This is a genomic window from Nostoc sp., assembly GCF_054880495.1.
In genome coordinates, this window is sequence record NZ_JBTYKD010000118.1 from 1 (window position 1) to 20306 (window position 20306).

Sequence of the window (20306 nt, forward strand, 5' to 3'; positions counted from 1 at the left end):
GATCCCCCTAAATAAGTAGAAGGCGACACAGATCAATAACGCATTACCATTGATATTATGCTGTGACTCGTCGAGGTAGGTGACTGGCAGTAATTAGGGGGAATAGAGATTGTACTTAGGGACTTCCAAGAAATAAATTACTACTATTTGTGGGGTGGGCGAGACGCCCACCCCACAATAAATAGTTGGATATTTTTTATTTGGAAGTCCCTTATACTTTAGGCGATCAAGTTTTTAGATCATGATTAAGTAGAGCGATCGCATGAGTCAACCCAACAATTCGTCTTTTTAAAGCATTACCAAACTACCTTGGGCTTCTTCGTCTAGTTCATAACCATTAGCTAGTTTTTCAATTGCTTTGTCAATCATTGCCAAACCTTGATCTACTTTTTCAACTACACTCAACTGTCCTCGGAGTTCGGCAGCACCAACGAAACCTTTAGCATACCAAGTCATGTGCTTACGGGCTTGACGCACACCGCGATCGCCTTTATATTCCCACAAGGCTTGTAAATGATCCCTTGCACATTCCAAACGCCCAATTGGGGTTGGTGGCGGTAATATCTCCCCAGTTTTCAGGAAGTGATCAATTTCTCCCACCAAAAAGGGATAACCCAAAGTCCCACGGGAACACATAACACCATCAGCGCCAGTTTGCTCTAAACATCTTACCGCCGCCTCAATAGAGAAAATATCTCCATTCCCAATCACTGGGATAGAAAGCACTTCTTTGACACGGGTAATCCATTCCCAACGGGCATTGCCATTGTATCCTTGGGCACGGGTGCGTCCATGTACTGTAATCATCTTTGCGCCGGCATCTTCCATCCGCTTGGCAAAGTCGAGAATAGTAATTTCGTGATCATTCCAGCCAATACGGGTTTTTACGGTTACAGGAACATCAACAGCTTTTACCACTTCCCGCACAATTGCTTCTGCTACTTCTGGTTGTCGCAACAACGAAGAACCGCCACCATTTTTAGTGATTTTATTAACCGGACAACCCATATTAATATCAACAGTATCAGCCCCTTCTGCAACTGCCTTTATTGCCGCTTCTGCCAGGAAATCTGGACGACAATCAAATAGTTGAACGCTAATTGGGCGTTCATTATGGTCTACTTCCATGATTTTGGGTAACTGCTTGACATAATGCAACCCCGTAGCATTCACCATTTCGGTATACATCATCGAATCTGGGGCATAGCGACGCACGAGACGGCGAAACACCAGATCCGTCACCCCAGATAGAGGCGACTGGAGAACCCGACTTTTTACCTCGAAAGAGCCAATTTTCAAGGGTTGGGAGAGTCTAGCTTGGAGAATGGGACACAGGGAAATCATACAAAAAATTAAAAATTGCGGGAATGGAAAATGACAGGAATATTTAGGAGTATCTCTGAGCAGGGCTAATTGTAGGTTACATATCCTGACTTGGAGGCTGTTTTTGCATTTCTTGCTGAATCTCTTCTAGACTCAAACCTAACTCTTTTGCTGTTTCTTCAAAACTCAATCCCAATTTGAATAACAGAGGTATCATTCTAAATTTTTCTTGACGCGCTCCTTCTTGCTTGGCTTCTTGATAAACTCGTGTCTGCTGCAAATCGCTTAATCCAAACATACTCTCAATCTCCTTTCGACTCATGGTCGGAAACTTATAAACTAATATTGTTTCTATCAATTCTAATAACTGCCGCCGTTGGGGTTCGGTGTCAATTTCTTGCTGGGTTCTGTCTATTAATTGTCTGGCAGCTACTATTGCTGTGTCTTCATTTTCGACCACTAATTTCATAGTAGCAATTCCAATTGGCACCAATGCTGTTTCACCTAATTCATTTAGATAAATGCGACTTACACGCTGGCTGTAGAAAAATTAGTAAGCCGACAGCAAATCAGCAGTCGGCCTGGTAAATTCATAATTGTTCAGTTGCAATTTAGCCGTGAGTTGCACCTTGAGGAGGACGCGAGACAACCTTTTTGGCTAAACCCAAAGTCTGCAAAACTAGGATGCTCCACCAAGTAACATCAATTTCCCACCAAGACAACCCAGATTTTGCCATGTGGGGATAAGTATGATGGTTGTTGTGCCATCCTTCTCCATAGGTGACGATGGATACCCACCAAAGATTACGAGCGCCATCATTGGCATCAAAGGTGCGATAACCCCACAGGTGTGATGCTGAGTTCACAAACCAGGTTGAGTGCCAAAGCAAGACACACCTGACAAACACTCCGTAAATCACAAAAGACCATCCTCCTAAGGCATAAAGCAGTAGCCCAAAGGGTATTTGCAACAGCAAGAAGTAGCGATCCAGCCAGCAATAAAAGGGCTGTCTTGCGAGATCAGGGGCATATTTTTTATAGGTTTCATAGTCAAAAAATTCTGGCCGCGGGTAGAAAATCCACAGTATATGGCTCCACCAAAATCCTCTTTGGGCAGAGTAAGGATCTAAATTTATATCTTCCGTGTGGGCGTGATGCTGGCGGTGTCCACCTACCCAAAAAATAGGCCCCCCTTGCATAGCCAGCGCTCCGATCAGGGCGATCGCATACTCTAACCACTTGGGAACTTGGAAACTGCGATGGCTCAGTAGTCGATGATATCCCAGGCAAATACCAATACTCCCGAATAACCAGTGCAGAAACACTAGCAAACCTAATGCTGACCAGGAGAAAAACCAAGGAGCCAGAAGTGCTAAGGCATGAAATGCAGCAAAAAATACTACATTTGTCCAACTGAGTTGAGGTGAGTTGCCTCTCTCAGGGGCGATCGCCCCAAAATTTGCGGTCATAAAAATTCCTGTTGATGGATGATGAAGCGATTTCCGATTTACTTTTTATCGGGCGTAATCCCACAAGGATTTACCCGCCTTATACACCACTTGGTTACAGTCAGCTAGCGCGGTCTTCTCCCTTAGTCTTAGTGCTAGCCACGCGCGTGAGGGAGAAGGTGAGCGACTGCGGTTTTCTCCCTTGGCGCTCGCGAGAAGGTGAGACGTTAAGGGCGATAGCGGGTCCGCGTTCGCGTAACGTCTCGTAGAGAGCGTTTGGGTTTTACCGCATTAACCACTGTGCGTAGCCTCACCCGTAGGGTAGAGTAAAGCAAGTATCACTTACATTTGCTATGCTAGCAGAACTCTAATCTTCCTGCAAGTGCCACTTGCATTTTTCTATGTCGTCTCAACTCCTCTCCACTCGTCAACGCCTGATTGAAGCTGCACTTGAGTTGTTTTCTGCTCAGGGAGTCAGCGCCACCACAACCCGTCAAATTGCTGAAAAAGCCGAAGTCAATGAAGTGACTCTATTTCGGAATTTTGGCAATAAGCATGGGCTGCTTTTAGCTGTGCTGGAAGAGTCCGCAGCCTTTAAAAATTTAGGTGAGTCGCTGGTGCGACGGGCAACGCCTCCCGGCAATGTCTACCAAGCTCTTAAAGATTATGCAAGTGATAGCTTACATGCATTAGAACGAGTGCCAGAATTTGTCCGGTCTGTGGTAGGTGAAGCCGACCAATTCCCGGCAGAAAATCGCCGCGCACTAGGCAGGGGAGTAACAGAGGCAAACCGTTATGTAGCTCAGTATTTAGCTACTGTAATCCAGCAGGGACACTTAAACACCTATTTACCCGCAGAAAAATTAGCCAGTTTGCTCAATGGGATGATCTTGGGATATGCCGTAATTGAGTTCACCAGCGAATTTAACGAACTTTGGGAGGATCGGGATGATTTTCTGGAAAATTTGGTGGAGTTGTTTTTACATGGAGCCATGTCATCTTCAGCAGAATCAGCAACAAACTCCTTACAAAAAGGGTTTATTACCACAGAAGTAGCTGATTTGCCTGCTAGTTTAGTTCACGAAATTTTGCAACAAGCTCGGAAATTGGGAATGCGAGATTATGCTTTGGCTTATGTGTTATTTGGGGCTGGGTTATCCGCCACAGAAATAATTAGCTTGGAGCGATCGCACCAAATCTATGATACTCAAGGGCACTTTTTGCAAATCATCATCCCAGGATTTGTCCGTCAAGTACCTGTGAATCAGTGGATTTTGAGCAAACGCTATGGCTCTTTTACCAATAATCCCTTAATTAAATGGCTGAAAAGCCGTAAAGATGCTCAAACAGCGATGTTTTTGAATGAAACAGGCAAACCGCTTTCAGAATCAGAGCTTCAGATACGTTGGGAAACATGGAGTCAAGGACTGTTAACTCCCCAAGGACAAACCCCAGTTGTCGCCCAGGCACAACAAACCTGGCGCGTAGAAATGTTAATGCGGGGGATCAGCTTAGAAAACTTGACTATTTTAACAAGTTGCGATCGCGCCCAATTACAACCCTATGCCCGCCGAGCCAGAGAAAAAGCCGCCCTAGAGCAAGCCACCCGTTTGGATCATAAGCCGGGATAGGGAGTGGGGAGATAAGGGGAATAACGGGACTTAAACAAAACTGAAGAATAAAAGCTAACCCTCAATGGAACGAATATTGAGATTATGAATCCCTGGTTGTCTCCAGAGTGAGCCAAACCCAACTTACAATATTGGCGATCGCCCGTTCACCATTTCAGCCATTGCGATCATACTAAGTTAAGCTAAAACTAATGTGAAATATAGGACCATGAGGGTTTAATCATGTTAAGTGGCATTAAACAGCAAGTGGTCGTTGGCAAGGATGGCAAAATCGAGATTCAAACGTCTGATTTAGCGGAAGGAACTGTTGTTGAAGTGATTGTTTTGGTTGAACAAGATGTTGTTGAAACAAATGCTAACCAATCTATTCAACAAGATGTGACAGAGTATTTGCTGTCTACTGAAGCCAATCGTTACCACTTGATGACCGCTATTCAAAACATTGAAACAAAGACCAACTTGGTCAGTTTTACGCCTGAGGAATGGAATGAAGAATATAACATTCGCTCTTGAGGCATTTGAACAATTCAACGACTGGGCAGCACAAGATAAGAAAATTCATCGCAAGATCATCACCCTGATTAACGATATTGTTCGTCAACCATTTACTGGACTTGGTAAACCTGAACCTCTAAAGCATGAACTGAGCGGATATTGGTCACGACGAATTACGGATGAGCATCGTTTAGTGTATGAGGTGACTGAAACTGAAATCATCATTTTGAGTTGTCGATTTCACTATGATGACTGAAGCAGTTAACGATCGCTCTTTAACTCATATCCAAACTGCGATCGCCCTTTTACTTCAACAACGTAGACACGGAGTGACTTGTCGTTAGACATCGCCTCCTCGCAGTAGGAAAGCGATGAATCAGCAACACTCCAGCATGATGCAGTTAAACGATTAAGGTAAAACAACAGAGGTTTCTGTACTATTGTTGTTTGCACCATTCAAGATGGTAGCTGTACTCTCAGATGGGGATTGGGTGTTGCTCGAACGGCGTGATAATTTCTTGCGTGGCTGCCTCCCGCCTGGATATATTGCAAACTGTCTTTGCCATAATGGGTTGCTACACTCATTAACATCTTTTCAGAGTAGCCGCGCAATTCTTCATTTTGAATTCAAAAAAAGGTCAAAATAGCGATGTCTGCGGCAGGCTGCACCTACCCACTCCATAATTGAATGGCGTAATTTATTCAGAATGCCGCTCCTTATATCTTGCACCTCTAAGTAAAAATCCAGACAAAGTAATAAGATGCGCGATAAAGCTACCTAAATTTTATTGGCTTTTATCGCTAAAACAAGGGCTTTAGATAAATACTGAGTAATTAAAGTACATCAATTTTTCTTGGTGCAAGATGTGAGGCTCCCTTTAAAACAGCGATCGCTGTGATACAGTCCACATATAAAGGCTGACAGTATGGTGGAAAATCACATCGCGTGAGCATAATTTTATACTTGAATAAGTGATTTAAGTGTTAATCAAACGGATAATAAGACAAAGTAAAAATATAAAAGGAAACAGAATATGCATTGGTCGCATCTATTAATAAACTCATCTGAAAGTTGGCTATTCCAAATTTCTGCTTTCATTGCCCAAGCTAGCACATCCGCCACATCCATCCCTAAACCATCTCCTTCTCCTACTGCGGATGTCGAATTACTTAAAAGTCAAATTCAATTTTTACAAGATGCTAATACGCGACTCAATAATAGTTTTGGCAGCTTTGTGAGTGCAATAAATCTTTCTTTTGTCGTGTTTGGTGTACTTTTCGGAGTTGTTGCCGGGCTTAGTATTTACTTTTTTAACCAAAGTCTTAAAGATGCCAAGCTTTTGATTCGCGAAGAAGTGGAGCGACGGCTGAAAGCTGTTGTAGATGAGACAGTTGGGCAAGAAGTTAGTAACTTAAAGCAACTTTTAGACAGAGAAAAGGTTGTAGGCGAGATAAATATTGATTATTTTATCCCTTCACGTATTGCAATTTTACCTGATGATTATCCAGAAGAGTACGAGTTTTTAGCAGCACGAGGTTTTAAAGAAACTCATTTATTAGATGCTTCTAAGCGAGTGAAACTTTCTGGAGATGTTGTGATTTTAGATTTTGTAAATTATGCTTTAGTGGAGGATAGCGAAAAACTTAATAAATCGGAAGTAGAAAATGCTCAACTCCTAGAGGAGCGAGTTGCAGAAGCGCTCAATAGAATTGTCAGTAAAGTCAGTTCTAAATCTATACTGGTTGTCTACATCCGTCCTGGCAAGCAAAGGATAAATGCGATTGATGAACTGTCGAAATCTGTGAAATATTATGCTTCTGCAAATACTCCCGTGAGCTTAATGGGTGTAGTTGTTGATTCCGCATACGTGGCGCATGGAATGAAGTAGAAATTTAGGTTTAGGTAACTTTTTTTACTTTTTACCAGGACTCATCAAGCTATCTGAGAAAGGTCTACCAAATAATAAGGGTTTTAGCTGAATGGCACGAAGACTCATGTGAAACCTCGACAGGGCAGGGTGTTGGGGGTAGGGTTACAAGTTCGGAAAAAATCAAGAAAATTAGAAACAAAGTGTGAACATTCATAATCTTCCTCGTTACTACACCCCACACCCAAAAGCCTTATAAATAATGGATTTGGCGTTATCTTAGTGCCATTCGGTTTTAGCTCTTGTCTAACCCTGTCAAATGCTTATAAATTAAGTATGAATTTATAAGTAAAACTAATATTTTTGCAAAACCAACATAATAAGGTTTCTAAAGTAATGTTTTCGTCTGCATTAGTAATAATTCTTAGCTTATTAGTGTAAGATAAGACATTGAGTATTTTTTGTAATTTTCTGAACAATGTTTAATCAGAGTGCTTAAAAATACTATTTATGAAAACACGAAGCATTATAAACCTGATTAACAGGACTATTTATCTTTATGGGACTAGATAAATTTAATGAAGACGAGCCTTTATCATCGTAAGTTATACGCATTACTGCAATCGCCCATTGTACCAAATCAACAGCAAAATATTTTACAAAACCTGTCATGCCTGAATTTACATGAAGATGAACTAAACCAATGGTGGGGACAAAACGGGAGCAACACTCAAGCAGACAATATTACAGAACAAATTGCTTCTTCCTCTGACTGTGTAAACCTCTTGGCGAATAACATTCAACAGCAAAAAATTACTGTAAAGCATCCAATTAGCGGACAGGAGCAACAAATCGATGCTGGAAATGCGAACAACAGTATATCTGATATTCCTGGCTGGATTACTCGTGAAACTGATGCTGAAAAGGTGTTTTGGTGGTTTTGGCGATTTTATCCAGAGGTATTACAAACTCAGCAACCGGATGCTTTGCTGTATCCAGCATATAAGGTGATTCCAGATTGTCCGTTGCATAGCTATCAAAGTACGGTATCTGCGTTATCTGGTGCAATGTTTCCCGATTCTGTCGATTCATCAAAACCTGAAACACCTTATTTATTGATATTTTCCTTTTCCCCGGTTCAGGAGTTTATTAAGTCTTCGCGGAAATTTCTAGATTTTTGGGCTGGTTCCTATCTGCTACACTATCTCAGCGTCAAATTGTGCTGGGAAGTTGCAACAGAATTGGGTCCAGATACTCTAATTGTACCATCCCTCTGGAGTCAAGAAGTTTTCGATGCATTGATACTTCAAAAATATCCATGTTTTGCTGCTGATTTTGCACGTTTTGGGAATGATAAAAACCCGGTAAGTCGGTTTAACGAAAAAATATCAACTAGCTTAAGTACTGCTGGTTTTCCTAACGTGATTACAGTTTTAGTTCCAGGGAAAGAAGCCGCGAATGAATGGGGGAAGAAACTGTCACAACAAATTACTGACGAGTGGGTAAATATAGGAGAGAAAATTAGAAAGCATATTAGACAGCAGGTTGTAGAGTTTCTCAACCATCCAGATACGACAGAAGATGAACTTTTAAAAGCGGCATTCCCTGAGTTGTTGAAATCTGAGGATGCCAATATTATAGAACCTTATCGCCAGGAAATACGCAAGCTAAAAGATGAAAATAAACACGGCTGTTGGGAGTGGAAAAGTCTTTGGAAAGCACAATTAGAACATAGTTGGGAACCCTATTGGACTGCGGTTCCCCTTGGAACACCTGGTAATGATTTAAGTATTACAAAGATTAGTGATTTATTTAATCAAGAATGGATACAAGCTTTAAATAAAATTGCTCAACCGCCAAATGAATTACCAGCATCAGCAGAATTACTATTATATGAATCGTTCAATATTGGTACGTGGTGGGGAAGTTTGCAACAACGCTTACGGTTAGCATTACAATCTGTCAAGAACACCCGCGATTGGAAAATACCATCTGCACCTGGAGAACGTTCGACTATTTCCGGTCAATTTACTGCATTACATCCTTTATTTAACTATGCAAAATTCCAAGAGGGAGGCGGTGTATCAGCAGGCTCAATGCGTCTATTTTGGTTAATTATGTCGAAGACTTATCCAGGTTTATTTAATGGTTCTGAAAGATTGAATGCGTTAGAGGTAACTAAGCGAATGGCATGGATTTATGGAGGTGTCGCAGAAAGTTTTGGGATTGATGTAGATCGGATTTTTAAACAAATTAAGTTGTTTAAAAAAGCTGAAAGTAGCCAAGTGAAAATTATTAAACGAAATCAAATTATTTCCGAACGACTTTTACGTTTTCCAAATTTAAGTTCTATCGCATCGGCAAGATTTGTTTGCGATAACTACGAATTAACTCGTATATATTGGGATAATCTCAACAAAGAAATCGATAATAACCTACGGGAGTATCGGAGATTTTTTGAGTTTCTGACTCGATTTCGTTCTTCCCATGTACCAAAAACAGATAAAGCCATCAATCCAAAAAATCGCAAAGGACGGAATTACAACGGTGTGATGTTCTCAAGCAAGTGGCTTGCAGACGATATGGGATTGGAAAAAGAAGAACTAAAGACTCTCAGAGATTTAGTTGATAAAGCACATTACGCTACTGGTTTTGTAAATGGTAGTCCCGCAGATTGGTGGGTAATAGTCCTCGCTGATGGAGATGGGATGGGTAGCTATATTTCTGGAGAAAAATTACATCCATATAACAAATATTTTGTTGACTCAGTTATTGCAGATGCGAACAATATTCCAGAATTAGAGCAATTACGCGATATCCAAAAGCGGATGGGGCCAGCTACTCACGTCGGACTCAACCGTGCTTTACTTGATTTCTCCAACCGTCTAGTACCTTATCTAACCGAAAACCGATTCTGTGGTCGAGTTATTTATAGCGGTGGTGATGATGTTATGGCAGTGTTGCCCCTTGAAGACTTGCCTGAATATATATTATCCCTGCGTGCTGCATGGTGTGGTGAAGAAGATCCTTATAAAAATGCTTTTTTGCTTCCCTATATAGTCAAGTGCTTAGTTGAGTATGCGATCGCAATTCTAAATTCTTTGTCAAATGCAAGTTTTGATGAGTTTAGAGATTTAGAACTATTGACATTTGCATCCCAAGTCTTGAGAAACCAGCAAGGTAAGGAATTTAAAACTTCGCGCAATGGAACATCTGCAAATTCAACTACAGGCTACTGGCATCCCACCAAACAAGTAAAAGGATTACCCCAACGCCCCCATTTTACGATGGGAGCGGGTGCAACGATCAGTATGGGTGTGGTTATTGCCCACAAAAGCGTCCCCCTCCCTACCGTCTTAGAAAGTCTCTGGGATGCTGAGGGAAAACGAGCTAAAGAAATGCCTGGTAAAGATGGTATATGCTTCCGAGTCATCTACGGAGGTGGAAACCAGTTGGAAGCAGTGATGAAAGGTGAATTATTGCAAAAATGGTGGGACTGGGTGAAGGAGTATGAAAATTACGGGGATGATCTTAGTCCATTATTGTATCGCTTGGCGGAAGAATTACCCCAACGTGCTTGCGTGACAAAGACCAATAAATTATTTTCTCAAGCCGCAAAAGTGATTATGATGCGACGCGATAGCAATAAGCAATTAGATGTGTTTCCCAAAATTGCAGCATGGTTGGATGCATGGGAAGACTGGGTGAATAAGTATGAAGATAATTCTGATGCTTTAGGCACTAAGCCTGAAGATTTAGGAAAATTACTAAGATTTACCGCTTTTTGGGTCGATAAGCGGGTAGAGCGTCATAAATGGAGGAAATTAAAAGATACTAAAATTCCGCACCCAGGCTAATTTCATCTTTCTTTTTACTCTTACAGGTTCGCTACTTGCTTTATGCAGGCGTTCCCGTCCACCGCAGTGGCTCACTTTTAGCTTTTTACTTTTTAATTCCCATGCACTGGTATACGATTAATCCTTTAGATGTTTTATTATTTCGGGATTCTAAACCATTTAGTCCGGGGGATGGTTCTTGGGCCAAGGGTTCATTTCCACCAATGCCAATTACAGTTTTCCAAGCTTTGAGGTCATTATTATCGCAGCGTATTGAACAAGCAGAACGCGACAGGCGCGACATCAACTTTTTAGGGGTGTTTTTAGTTGATGAGCAAAATACGCTCTGGCTTCCTACTCCTAAAGATTTGATCTGTCTAAAGATAAGGGAGGTTGGTGAAAAGGGAGAACAGTCCCAGAAAATATTCTCTAAAAAAACTGCGGATGACTGGGATGAAACCGTTCGCTTGCAACCGTGCGCTCGCAACCCAACTTGGGAATATATTTGCTTTGATAATCAAGGAATAAATAATCAGAAAAAGCCGAAACCAATGGTGTTACCGCAAATAGATAAAAAATACTATCTCTGTGGAAACCCACATCCTTGGATCAAAGCTGAAGCATTGCGTAACTATCTCAATGGGAAAAACCCCGAATCTCCGTCAAATTTTTGTAAAAACCCTTGGGATGTACAAGTATTACCGCACATACACATGGAGAAAGACTCCCGACAAGTTCGAGACTCCGAGGGATATTTTACTGAAGTTGCAGTGCGGTTAAAACCGGGATGGCAGTTTGTCGCTGCTATTAGCGGACAAATTCCCGATGGTGTCGTGCGACTGGGAGGAGAGGGACACCGTGCAATTGTGACTTCCCTGAATATACCAGCAAATCCAGTTTTGCACGAACAACTCCAGTGGTTGAGGGAAAATCCCACTCCAATGGATTCCCATAAATACGCTTATCTACTCACGCCTGGGTTAGCGGATGTAGGTAAAGCACTTTACGCTTCTTACCCCAGTGCTTGGAATGAGAACTTACAAGGATGCGTTACTGATAAAGCATTACTCTGGGGAGGAGTATCAACTATTACTAGAAATCAGAGCGATCGCGAGTTTGGTTTATTGCCACAACGGGCATTCGTTCCACCAGGGACGGTGTATATTTTTGATGGAAAACCACCTGACACTCAACTACTTTTACCAAAAGGAAACCAGAGGTGGCTGGAAACTTTTAAACAGTTGAATTATGGAAAACTTTTGTGGGGAATAAATTAAATGAAAATGTTTAATGCTTATTTATATCTACTTTCTCCTTTACATACAGGAGGTACAAGTCAGGAAGGAAATTTAGTTGGTATTGCCAAAGAATCTCATACAGATTTACCATACTTACCTTCTAGTACAATTCGCGGTAGATTGAGGGCTGATACAAAGCAAAACCAGAAAATTCTCTGGGGTAACACAATTGAAGATATTACATCTGGAAGTGCAGAAAACCTGACTCAGGGCGCTCTCTGGGTGGGAGATGGAGGAATTTTATATTTTCCTGTCTCTAGCTTAAGTCATGGTGTTGTTTGGGTAACTTCTCCCTTTTTACTCCGTCGGTGGATACGTTTAACTAATCATAATTTAACCCCACCGGAAGTTGGAAGTTTTAGTGGAGGAAATTCAGATAATCTCTACTTACGGGATACTATTTTCAAATCTAATGAATTAAAAGCTTGGGATAAATGGGCTGATTTTATTCCTCAAGGTAGCGAAGAAACTAAAAATATCTCACAAGTACTTGTCTTATCTGAACATGATTGTAAAGTACTGATTGAGTCAAGCTTATGGCGACAGGTGCGAGTGAATTTAAACGATAAAAAAGAAGCAGATGCTTTTCGCTATGAAGAAGCTATTCCTCCAGAAACCTTAATGTTTTTCCCTTGGGGAACAACTACAACTCTCAAAGCGGAGGAAGTTAAAACAGCGTGTAATGGATTTCAAAATTTGTTAGAAGATAACATCAAACAAATTGGTGGACAAGAAAGTTTAGGTAGAGGATTTGTAGAAATCTGGACAGATTATTCTGAAGATAAATTGATTAATACTCAAAACAATCAAGAGGAAGCAGCTATATGTTAACTTATGATTCCCGAAGTATTTCTGCTAAAGTGTACGAAAAACTTAGTCAGCTTAAACAAACAGTCCATGGCGATAAAGATGCACAGAAAGAGCAGAAGACTCAAATTGTAGAGCTTTATACCTATGCTGCAACTTGGGGATTGTTGCGATTAAAAGCCGAAGAATATGCCTTAGAAAATAAGCTGAATAAGCAAAATGTCATCAAGTGTTTTTTCGAGACATTAGGCGAATTAGTTTATCCAGATAATCCTGATTTTATTGTTGGTAGAAATGCTTTACAAAATTTAAGTAATCAACAACAACTAGGCTCGTCAGCATATCTGGGATTAACTGGAATTGCATTACAAGTTGCCCGTGAATTTGCATTTTGGGCCGAAGCTCTTTACCCTAAAGAAAAACCAACCAATAGAACTAATAATCCTGAATCATGAATTGGAGGAAATAATTAATGGTACATGGTAACAATAATCCTCCTTCACCTTGGCTGGATTCAATTGGCGAACCTAATCCCTCTAGCGATGCAAGTTTTATTGAGTATTTGCGTTGGATGCGGTTACAATCTCCAAATAAATCGCAGAATGCGCTCGATAGTGCCAAAATGTTGGAACTGCTACAACGTATCGACAAGGGAGATTATTCTGTCAACTTAGAAAAACTCATTGCCAGGACAAAAAAATTAGCTCATGACTGGTTTGTAGTCGAATGTCCTTGGCGAATTAGAGTAGGTGGAAGTACAGCACCAGAGTCAATGCTATTACCAGCATTTGATAGTTTAGGTATGCCTTATATTCCTAGCAGTACATTCAAAGGTGTTGCAAGAGCAGTAGCAAAACGCGAAGGGATATGTGCAAAAGAAATTAGAAGAATATTCGGCGATATCAATCCTGAAACTAGCATGGGGATAGTCACCTTTTTGGATGCTTACCCACTTCCTGGTGAAGATAATCGGGGAGGACTAAAACCAGATATGGCGAATGCTATTTGGACATGGGATAAAAATAATCAACCACAGTATAAGCCTAATCCAAATGTATTTTTATCTTTATTAAAACCAAATTTTGTGATTGGCTTGCGTAAAGGAGTAGATTGTGATGATGATACACTACAAAAAGTAAAACAATGGTTACTTAAAGGATTACTTCAAGGGATTGGTTCGCGCATCAATAGTGGTTATGGAGAATTAAAACTGGGAAGAAAAGATTTAAATTCTCTTCCACCAGAAAAGCGTCCAAAAAAAAGTACGATCATTCTACGAGTTCCATTTGAGCTACAAGGACAATTAATTCATGGGTATCAACGAATTAATTGGAATTGGAATTTGAAAGAAAACAACTGGGAAGCAAAACCTCAAGCAGTAGCAGAAGTCCGTCCAATAGCATTTCGTTCTATGTTGCGCTACTGGTTTAGAGCATTTGCTTTGGGTGTTTTACCAAAAAAGCAAGTACGTGAGTTAGAGACACTTATATTTGGTGGAATTGAACCAAAAGCCAAAAATGGTTTATTCCAAATAGAAGTTATTAATAGTAATAACTATCCAAAGGATCACCATCAAGATGGCATTCTAATTTTGCGTCAGTCTCTTTTCATAGAGGATAGACTTAAAAGTTCACTTTCCAAGCTGTTGAATAGTTTAACTTGGATCATGTTTCATTTAGGTGGAATCGGACAAGGTGCAAGACGACCTTACTACCAACGCCAAGGAAATCCTACACATCGAGGAGTAGATTTAATACCAAAACCTCAAGAAATAAAACCTGATATTTTACAAAATAATTGGAAATTACCTCCAACACCTAAAGAGTTTCAGGTATTCTTTCAACAACAGTTAGAAAAATTTTATTCTGCCTTAGGTGTATTCTTACAAAGAAGGATTGATTATCGTCAACCACGACAAGACGTTGTTGCAGCAACTGCACATACTTGGCTGGAAGCGGTGGATATTAATTGTGAGATTTTAGTAATTCGTAAGGCTTCTAGAGATATAAACTCCATAAATAAGCCTTACCCTTTAGAAGTTTTACATAAACAATTCCATAATTTAGAATCTAATAATTATACAACCGCAAAAAGTTTGTGCGGTGGAATTAAAAAAGAATCCATAAGAAACGGTGATGACATAGACCGAGATGTAATAGCTTCTCCTATCTGGATTGCTAATTTACAGAAATATCAAGTTGTTACAGTATTCGGTGCAAATCAAGACCCTCGTAAGGAATATTTAAATACTATAAAACGCTCAATTACAAATTCTCAAAATAATTTTGATTGCTACGCTCAAATCTTCCCCATTCAAGATCCAAAGAAATAACAATGCCTCGCAAAAATCAGAAAAAACGTATTCTCATCCTCTCCGCCAACCCCAAGCTAACGAGCAAGTTACGTCTAGACGAAGAAGTGCGCGAAATCGACCAAGCATTACGACGCGCTCAAAAACGCGATCGCTTTGAATTAATCCAGCGCTGGGCTGTCACCCCCAGGGAGCTACAACGGGCTATTCTAGAAGAAACTCCCGAAATCGTCCATTTTTCTGGTCATGGACTTGGGGAAGAGGGACTTGTCCTGGAAAACGAAATCGGTCAAGTTCAGTTAGTCAACGGAGAAGCATTAGCAAGATTGTTTGAATTGTTTGCAGATCATGTAAAATGCGTAGTACTCAACGCTTGTTATGCAGAGATACAAGCCGAAGTAATTAAGCAGCACATTGATTATGTCATTGGCATGAATCAACCAATTGGCGATCAAGCTGCAATAGAATTTGCTGTTGGTTTCTACGACGCAGTTGGTGCAGCAAAGGATTATGAGTTTGCTTACAAGCTTGGATGTAGCAGCATCCGCTTGGCTGGAATTCAGGAAGCAGATACCCCAGTTTTAAAAAAGAAAGCAGATCCTGCAAGTCTGTGGATACATGCTTGGTTAAAGCAAAGTTATGGCAATACACCAACCCTGGAACTTGACTGGACACAGCATTTTGACATGAAGGCTAAACCTCGTCGAATTGCCGACCAAGAAACTTGGGATAATATATTACTTCCTAGTCTAGAAAAAGCACGTAACTATTTAACTCAGGGAAAAAGTGCGTTGACTGTTGACATCAGGGGTCGATTACCTTTGAGTGCAGCATTTGCGATTGGTCATACATTCCAAGATACTGAGGGATATACTCTACAGGTTGAGCAAAGAACGTTAGGAAAAGACGAACTGTGGCGTTCTGATGTCACCGCTTCTGATGCTAAGTTTAAAGTCATCAAGCAAAAAGGTGAAGTGGGAGAGCATCTTTTATTCGCTTTAGCTATTACTGGTGATGCTTCGACAGACGTAGAACATCTGTATAATAATTCATCAATAAAATATAGTTCGATAGTCTACGCAGAACCGGAGTTGGGGGTTGGAGAAAAAGCAATAACTTCCAATGCGGATGCTGTAGCACTAGCTATTAACGCGAAAGCACTAATTCGTCAGTATCGTCAACAATATGGTGCAACTTATATACATCTAATTTTATTTGCACCTGTTGGTTTTTGTTTATTTTTAGGACAGCGATCGCGTGTTATTGGTGATGTAGTTTGTTATGAGTTTGTTGCTGACAAGAATTATCAACCCTCGCTAAAATTTTCTACATGTTGATAGTTTAGCAAATAAGGCAAAAGAAAGAAGAATAAAATTCGACTGAGAGTCAGTGAATTTATTTATACAAAAGAAAATAAACAGTTATCAGTTTCATCCCTTGGGTTGAAGTCCCCCACGAATTGTTTGCAGGCGTTAGTTACAGATATAAATTCCTCATCATGCGCCTCATAACTGATAACTGTTCACTGATTTAAACCCCCTAAATTTACGGAGGTTGTCTTTTGACTTTTTACCTTTTACTTGAACTAAACGCAGGTGTTTCCATTAATTCGACTTCAAATGAAGTCAGTCAACTCCAGGCATCATCTTTCAGTTTTTTTTTACCACTTGTGCGTCAAAATGTATCGCAAATACGGATATCTTTGACTGAGCCTTGCAGCACTTGTAAATAAGCAACTGCATTGTTGTGACGGCGAAATCGCGCTACATCCAAAGGCTCTTGCTTGGGGAAGCAGCGAGTCACACACCACGGATGCAATTGCTTAAAATAGGTTATAAGTAGGAAGGCACAATTAAATATAAGATAAAACCTCACCCTCAATCCCTCTCCGTGAGTTCGGAGAGCGAAGCCAGAGGCAGAGTAAGGTTTTATATTTAATTTGACCCACTTACTTAGTAGCTACGCTCCAAGTTAAAGGGTAAAAGTTACAAGGCAAAATAAAAAGTATTTTGACTTTTGATTTGTTGTAATGCGCTTTGAAGTTGCTAGTTAATACCTTAATTCAGGAGGTCTTAGTCAAGACAGTTCGAGTTGATATTGACAAATTCATTAGATAGTGTATTCATCCGAATTATTCAAACATAAATGTTGTACAAGATGTTCAGGAATCTCCTCAAAATGTTCTAAGAGAAAATTCATCAAAGCCAGATGGCGCAAATCGTTGTGGGTGGGATAGCGTCGGTTACGCCCATTTCTAAACCAGCCCCTAACAGTGGAATCAGAACGAGAGCAGATTAGAGCTATTTGCTCATAACTAACTGCCCATTTGAAATAAAATTCCTGTGGTGTCATGCCCAACTCCCAATTGCTGTACATTGAAATTAGCCGTAATTCTCGCATTTGTAATGGACGAGGGTTGGGCATATAAATAAGTCAAGAGTGAAAAGGTAAAAGAAGAGAAGGTAGAAAGCCAAAAGCCTTCCCATGAAAATGCTTTGACTTTTTACTTCATTAATGTGAATCTATGTGTGTTACTTCAATACTTATTTTCTCGATGTAACGCCAGTAAAATCGTTTCGCCATCGATGCAGAAGAACTCCAAATATCACTATCTTTGCAGCGATATCGATGCGTTCTCAAACTCCGATAAGTCGGGCCATATTGAGCGAAACATTCAAAAGCCTTGTTGTATTGCTTGCGGTCTGAAGAGGGTAAGGTATCAAGTTTTTTTTGAACTTTGGAAGTAAAAACTAAACGGAATTTGATAGCTAGAATCTGCATTCAATAGTTTCCGAATATCCAAACTTGACCGAAAGCGTGGAGATGTTTTTACTCTTGTCGGTGGAGCGCGTGGAGCGTTCATATTGGTCTTTTTAGTAGGGTGAAATCTTGGTGAAAATTCCGAATTAAACAATATAGGCCGCGTCGTCAATTACCAACTGCGGTTGCGTACCCAAAACTGCGATTTTGCAACGAGTATGTGCAGACATCGGATAGAATCGCACTTGGTCTTCGCGTTTGTTTACCAGTCGAACAAGATATTTAGATAGAGTTGTGTACTGGTTTTCATCTAATACACATTCAAAAACCGACTTTTGCACCCGCAAACCGTAGGCCTCTAGGAGTTTAGCCACTTTGTTGCGGCGGGTATCACTAACTATGTCGTAGCAAACCAGGTAAAACATGATTACTTCACCAAGGTTAACGCTACTTGCTTATTCTCACTGGCATTGGTCAAGTTTAAATGTGCCGGATGAAACTTTAACGCTAGGGGACGGTAATAGTCCACATTACCCAGCAAACACGCAAGATATTCTCGTACTTGTAAATCCATACACTGGCGGTAGCTAATTTCTCCTGCGTAAGGATGCAGTATAAAGGTACGTAACTTTCCTTCCCAATGCTGAAGAAAATGTTGGAGGATGCTTCGTGGATGACTTTTACCATTTCCATTCCCGTTTCCGTTAGTATGGGGAAATTTTCTGGCGAAATTTAATACTAGGTCATCAACAATGGCGGTACGAAATTCGGCGGTAAAATCCCATGCTAAGGGGAACTCATGATCTAAATCGCGGTGTAAAATTGCGTAATCTGGATGAAGTCCTGTGGTATCCAGTAGGGTGTATATATATTGATGCAGAAGTTGATATCCCAGGTTCAAAAAACCACTAATGCGCTTTTGATTGAACTGCGAAGACGAGTTGTGAAAGTTGAGTAGCGAAGTAACAGCACTGTAGTAAACCTTATCTGCTTCTGAACTATATTCGCGCAGTTCATTAGGAGATGTTGCTAGTGGTAAGTTATCCATCAACAACGTTAGGTAATTTAATGCACGCTGGGTTGTATAGTCGGCGTAATGACGAGTCCAACTTTGCACAAAGGTATGTTGATTGTGCAATTTTGCCCAGATGATACTTTCCGCAGTAGCATGATTAAATTCTGCATTACGTGCGCGTTGGCGTTGAGAAGTTAGATATTTATATTGGCGTTGTGCTGTGTTTTCTAATCTCCCGATGAATTCGCCATTTGCAGTTAAATAAAGCACTGGGATTTGATGAGCTACTACAACCTGAAGTACTTCTTTTGGCAATTTGATGTTACCAAACAGAATAATTTGGCTGACGTTACTAATCCGAAGGCTAATACATTGTTTTTGTTGATGGAACACCTTTAAATAATGGTGTTGCACTTGGAAGGTTGTATCCTGTTCGGTGATATAAATTGTGGACATAGTTGGAATTCAGTAAAAGGTTAAAGGTAAAAAGTTCAAACAGAAGAGGCTGTTCTTTTTTTGTTCGTTGCACTTCTTACTTAATTACATATTCCCAGATAGATATATAACCTGATATATAACAAAGGGCGTTTGGATATAAGTTTGTATATAAGCTAGGCAATTAAAAAGCTGGGAATATAGCCCTACTAAATAATTTCTGCTAAAAAAGACCCCCGATTTATTTGAGGAGTCGGGGGTCTGTAATTTATAACTAATTCATTTTCCGAAGAAGTTTAAAGACCTCCAACGGGCAGACAAATTCCGAGGGTGTCAAACTCGGGTTTCCATTAATTCAACTTCCGAAGAAGTTTAAAGAGGAAGATAGTGCTCTTAGAAAAACTCCACTTATTAGTTTCCATTAATTCAACTTCCGAAGAAGTTTAAAGCCAATCTTCTTGAAGAAAAGCACCTAGCTTTGATTTGGGGAGTTTCCATTAATTCAACTTCCGAAGAAGTTTAAAGCACTGGCAGTAACTCCCGATATCTCCCCGTTAAAAGCGTTTCCATTAATTCAACTTCCGAAGAAGTTTAAAGAACTCGAAAGACGTGATGATTGCCTAGTTAAACACGAAAGGTTTCCATTAATTCAACTTCCGAAGAAGTTTAAAGTCTATTTTACCGGCCGGTTTCCGACCTAGTTTATAATGTTTCCATTAATTCAACTTCCGAAGAAGTTTAAAGTGATTATCCCAATGCTCCTGGTGGTCTCTCTGAAGGTTTCCATTAATTCAACTTCCGAAGAAGTTTAAAGACTTTAGGAAACTCATTCATGATTACTCCAAGCCCTGAGTTTCCATTAATTCAACTTCCGAAGAAGTTTAAAGCTTGCTCTAAACGCAGCACGCACTAGCTTTAAAAAGTTTCCATTAATTCAACTTCCGAAGAAGTTTAAAGTAGAGCAGAATTCTCTCCTTCATACGCTTTGGGTACCACGTTTCCATTAATTCAACTTCCGAAGAAGTTTAAAGCCCTAATGGAGAAGTTATCCAATTAACTGAGTCAACGTTTCCATTAAT

The 20306-nt window shown here is 40.3% G+C and carries 19 protein-coding genes, 1 pseudogene and 1 CRISPR repeat array (1 of these 21 running past the window's edge); of the genes and pseudogenes, 10 read left to right on the forward strand and 10 right to left on the reverse strand.

Features of this window, described 5'->3' with window-relative positions; translation table 11 throughout:
- Positions 1-288: 288 nt before the first annotated feature.
- From dusB to ACYTXL_RS12895, 3 genes and pseudogenes are all read right to left on the reverse strand, one after another.
- Positions 289-1344 carry a tRNA dihydrouridine synthase DusB gene (dusB, locus tag ACYTXL_RS12885; RefSeq protein ID WP_461925099.1) on the reverse strand — a complete coding sequence of 352 codons (1056 nt, stop codon included), beginning with the start codon at positions 1342-1344 and terminating at the stop codon, positions 289-291.
- A gap of 76 nt (positions 1345-1420) precedes the next feature.
- A pseudogene (locus ACYTXL_RS12890) lies at positions 1421-1873 on the reverse strand (DUF2887 domain-containing protein); the annotation flags it as partial.
- A gap of 61 nt (positions 1874-1934) precedes the next feature.
- A complete protein-coding gene (locus ACYTXL_RS12895; RefSeq protein WP_461925100.1) occupies positions 1935-2792 on the reverse strand; it encodes an acyl-CoA desaturase in 858 nt (285 codons plus the stop codon).
- A gap of 380 nt (positions 2793-3172) precedes the next feature.
- On the opposite strand from ACYTXL_RS12895, the gene ACYTXL_RS12900 reads away from it, so the two are divergent.
- From ACYTXL_RS12900 to ACYTXL_RS12910, 3 genes are all read left to right on the forward strand, one after another.
- The gene (locus tag ACYTXL_RS12900; RefSeq protein WP_461925101.1) at positions 3173-4402 is read left to right on the forward strand and encodes a TetR family transcriptional regulator; all 1230 of its coding nucleotides are present in this window, start codon (positions 3173-3175) and stop codon (positions 4400-4402) included.
- Between the two features lie 222 nt (positions 4403-4624).
- Positions 4625-4915, forward strand: coding sequence for a hypothetical protein (locus ACYTXL_RS12905; RefSeq protein ID WP_229454068.1), 291 nt, complete (start codon positions 4625-4627; stop codon positions 4913-4915).
- Complete coding sequence (locus ACYTXL_RS12910; RefSeq protein ID WP_461925102.1) at positions 4890-5153, forward strand: Txe/YoeB family addiction module toxin; 264 nt, start codon at positions 4890-4892, stop codon at positions 5151-5153. The genes ACYTXL_RS12905 and ACYTXL_RS12910 overlap by 26 nt, the downstream gene beginning before the upstream one ends.
- Positions 5154-5158: 5 nt before the next feature.
- On the opposite strand, the gene ACYTXL_RS12915 is transcribed toward ACYTXL_RS12910, so the two are convergent.
- Together ACYTXL_RS12915 and ACYTXL_RS12920 are read right to left on the reverse strand one after the other, a co-directional pair.
- The gene (locus ACYTXL_RS12915; RefSeq protein WP_461925103.1) at positions 5159-5353 is read right to left on the reverse strand and encodes a hypothetical protein; all 195 of its coding nucleotides are present in this window, start codon (positions 5351-5353) and stop codon (positions 5159-5161) included.
- On the reverse strand, positions 5354-5482 hold the full coding sequence (locus ACYTXL_RS12920) for a hypothetical protein (protein WP_461925104.1): 129 nt from the start codon (positions 5480-5482) through the stop codon (positions 5354-5356).
- 449 nt (positions 5483-5931) lie between these two features.
- Here ACYTXL_RS12920 and ACYTXL_RS12925 point away from each other — a divergent pair, with 449 nt between their 5' ends.
- The 7 genes from ACYTXL_RS12925 to ACYTXL_RS12955 all read left to right on the forward strand — a co-directional run bounded on the left by ACYTXL_RS12925 (position 5932) and on the right by ACYTXL_RS12955 (position 16354).
- Complete coding sequence (locus tag ACYTXL_RS12925; RefSeq protein WP_461925105.1) at positions 5932-6786, forward strand: hypothetical protein; 855 nt, start codon at positions 5932-5934, stop codon at positions 6784-6786.
- A gap of 557 nt (positions 6787-7343) precedes the next feature.
- A complete protein-coding gene (locus tag ACYTXL_RS12930; RefSeq protein ID WP_461925106.1) occupies positions 7344-10622 on the forward strand; it encodes a type III-B CRISPR-associated protein Cas10/Cmr2 in 3279 nt (1092 codons plus the stop codon).
- Between the two features lie 35 nt (positions 10623-10657).
- Complete coding sequence (locus ACYTXL_RS12935; protein WP_461925107.1) at positions 10658-11878, forward strand: type III-B CRISPR module-associated Cmr3 family protein; 1221 nt, start codon at positions 10658-10660, stop codon at positions 11876-11878.
- A complete protein-coding gene (cmr4, locus tag ACYTXL_RS12940) occupies positions 11879-12730 on the forward strand; it encodes a type III-B CRISPR module RAMP protein Cmr4 (protein WP_461925108.1) in 852 nt (283 codons plus the stop codon). It abuts the gene before it with no gap.
- Positions 12724-13161 carry a hypothetical protein gene (locus ACYTXL_RS12945; RefSeq protein WP_461925109.1) on the forward strand — a complete coding sequence of 146 codons (438 nt, stop codon included), beginning with the start codon at positions 12724-12726 and terminating at the stop codon, positions 13159-13161. The genes cmr4 and ACYTXL_RS12945 overlap by 7 nt, the downstream gene beginning before the upstream one ends.
- Positions 13162-13178: 17 nt before the next feature.
- A complete protein-coding gene (locus tag ACYTXL_RS12950; RefSeq protein WP_461925110.1) occupies positions 13179-15038 on the forward strand; it encodes an RAMP superfamily CRISPR-associated protein in 1860 nt (619 codons plus the stop codon).
- Positions 15039-15040: 2 nt separating this feature from the next.
- Positions 15041-16354, forward strand: coding sequence for an SAVED domain-containing protein (locus ACYTXL_RS12955; RefSeq protein WP_461925111.1), 1314 nt, complete (start codon positions 15041-15043; stop codon positions 16352-16354).
- A 337-nt stretch (positions 16355-16691) separates the two neighbouring features.
- On the opposite strand, the gene ACYTXL_RS12960 is transcribed toward ACYTXL_RS12955, so the two are convergent.
- The 5 genes from ACYTXL_RS12960 to cas1 form a co-directional block, all read right to left on the reverse strand.
- Complete coding sequence (locus ACYTXL_RS12960; RefSeq protein WP_461925112.1) at positions 16692-16820, reverse strand: hypothetical protein; 129 nt, start codon at positions 16818-16820, stop codon at positions 16692-16694.
- A 306-nt stretch (positions 16821-17126) separates the two neighbouring features.
- Positions 17127-17441 carry a hypothetical protein gene (locus ACYTXL_RS12965; RefSeq protein ID WP_461925113.1) on the reverse strand — a complete coding sequence of 105 codons (315 nt, stop codon included), beginning with the start codon at positions 17439-17441 and terminating at the stop codon, positions 17127-17129.
- An 87-nt stretch (positions 17442-17528) separates the two neighbouring features.
- On the reverse strand, positions 17529-17798 hold the full coding sequence (locus tag ACYTXL_RS12970; RefSeq protein WP_461925114.1) for a hypothetical protein: 270 nt from the start codon (positions 17796-17798) through the stop codon (positions 17529-17531).
- Positions 17799-17923: 125 nt separating this feature from the next.
- Positions 17924-18202, reverse strand: coding sequence for a CRISPR-associated endonuclease Cas2 (cas2, locus tag ACYTXL_RS12975; protein WP_461925115.1), 279 nt, complete (start codon positions 18200-18202; stop codon positions 17924-17926).
- Between the two features lie 2 nt (positions 18203-18204).
- Positions 18205-19248 carry a CRISPR-associated endonuclease Cas1 gene (gene cas1 / locus ACYTXL_RS12980; protein WP_461925116.1) on the reverse strand — a complete coding sequence of 348 codons (1044 nt, stop codon included), beginning with the start codon at positions 19246-19248 and terminating at the stop codon, positions 18205-18207.
- A gap of 246 nt (positions 19249-19494) precedes the next feature.
- A CRISPR array of direct repeats spans positions 19495-20306; the repeat unit is 35 nt; unit sequence GTTTCCATTAATTCAACTTCCGAAGAAGTTTAAAG (it continues 96 nt past the right edge of the window).

What these genes read in the sequence shown, in the direction of transcription:
- ACYTXL_RS12905 (WP_229454068.1), top strand. Translation starts at nt 4,625, where the DNA reads ATGTTAAGTGGCATTAAACAGCAAGTGGTCGTTGGCAAGGATGGCAAA.
- dusB (WP_461925099.1), bottom strand. Translation starts at nt 1,344, where the DNA reads ATGATTTCCCTGTGTCCCATTCTCCAAGCTAGACTCTCCCAACCCTTG.
- ACYTXL_RS12915 (WP_461925103.1), bottom strand. Translation starts at nt 5,353, where the DNA reads ATGGTGCAAACAACAATAGTACAGAAACCTCTGTTGTTTTACCTTAAT.
- ACYTXL_RS12895 (WP_461925100.1), bottom strand. Translation starts at nt 2,792, where the DNA reads ATGACCGCAAATTTTGGGGCGATCGCCCCTGAGAGAGGCAACTCACCT.
- cas2 (WP_461925115.1), bottom strand. Translation starts at nt 18,202, where the DNA reads ATGTTTTACCTGGTTTGCTACGACATAGTTAGTGATACCCGCCGCAAC.
- ACYTXL_RS12925 (WP_461925105.1), top strand. Translation starts at nt 5,932, where the DNA reads ATGCATTGGTCGCATCTATTAATAAACTCATCTGAAAGTTGGCTATTC.
- ACYTXL_RS12970 (WP_461925114.1), bottom strand. Translation starts at nt 17,798, where the DNA reads ATGCAGATTCTAGCTATCAAATTCCGTTTAGTTTTTACTTCCAAAGTT.
- ACYTXL_RS12920 (WP_461925104.1), bottom strand. Translation starts at nt 5,482, where the DNA reads ATGAGTGTAGCAACCCATTATGGCAAAGACAGTTTGCAATATATCCAG.
- ACYTXL_RS12910 (WP_461925102.1), top strand. Translation starts at nt 4,890, where the DNA reads ATGAAGAATATAACATTCGCTCTTGAGGCATTTGAACAATTCAACGAC.
- ACYTXL_RS12955 (WP_461925111.1), top strand. Translation starts at nt 15,041, where the DNA reads ATGCCTCGCAAAAATCAGAAAAAACGTATTCTCATCCTCTCCGCCAAC.
- ACYTXL_RS12945 (WP_461925109.1), top strand. Translation starts at nt 12,724, where the DNA reads ATGTTAACTTATGATTCCCGAAGTATTTCTGCTAAAGTGTACGAAAAA.
- cas1 (WP_461925116.1), bottom strand. Translation starts at nt 19,248, where the DNA reads ATGTCCACAATTTATATCACCGAACAGGATACAACCTTCCAAGTGCAA.
- ACYTXL_RS12900 (WP_461925101.1), top strand. Translation starts at nt 3,173, where the DNA reads ATGTCGTCTCAACTCCTCTCCACTCGTCAACGCCTGATTGAAGCTGCA.
- cmr4 (WP_461925108.1), top strand. Translation starts at nt 11,879, where the DNA reads ATGAAAATGTTTAATGCTTATTTATATCTACTTTCTCCTTTACATACA.
- ACYTXL_RS12930 (WP_461925106.1), top strand. Translation starts at nt 7,344, where the DNA reads ATGAAGACGAGCCTTTATCATCGTAAGTTATACGCATTACTGCAATCG.
- ACYTXL_RS12965 (WP_461925113.1), bottom strand. Translation starts at nt 17,441, where the DNA reads ATGCCCAACCCTCGTCCATTACAAATGCGAGAATTACGGCTAATTTCA.
- ACYTXL_RS12950 (WP_461925110.1), top strand. Translation starts at nt 13,179, where the DNA reads ATGGTACATGGTAACAATAATCCTCCTTCACCTTGGCTGGATTCAATT.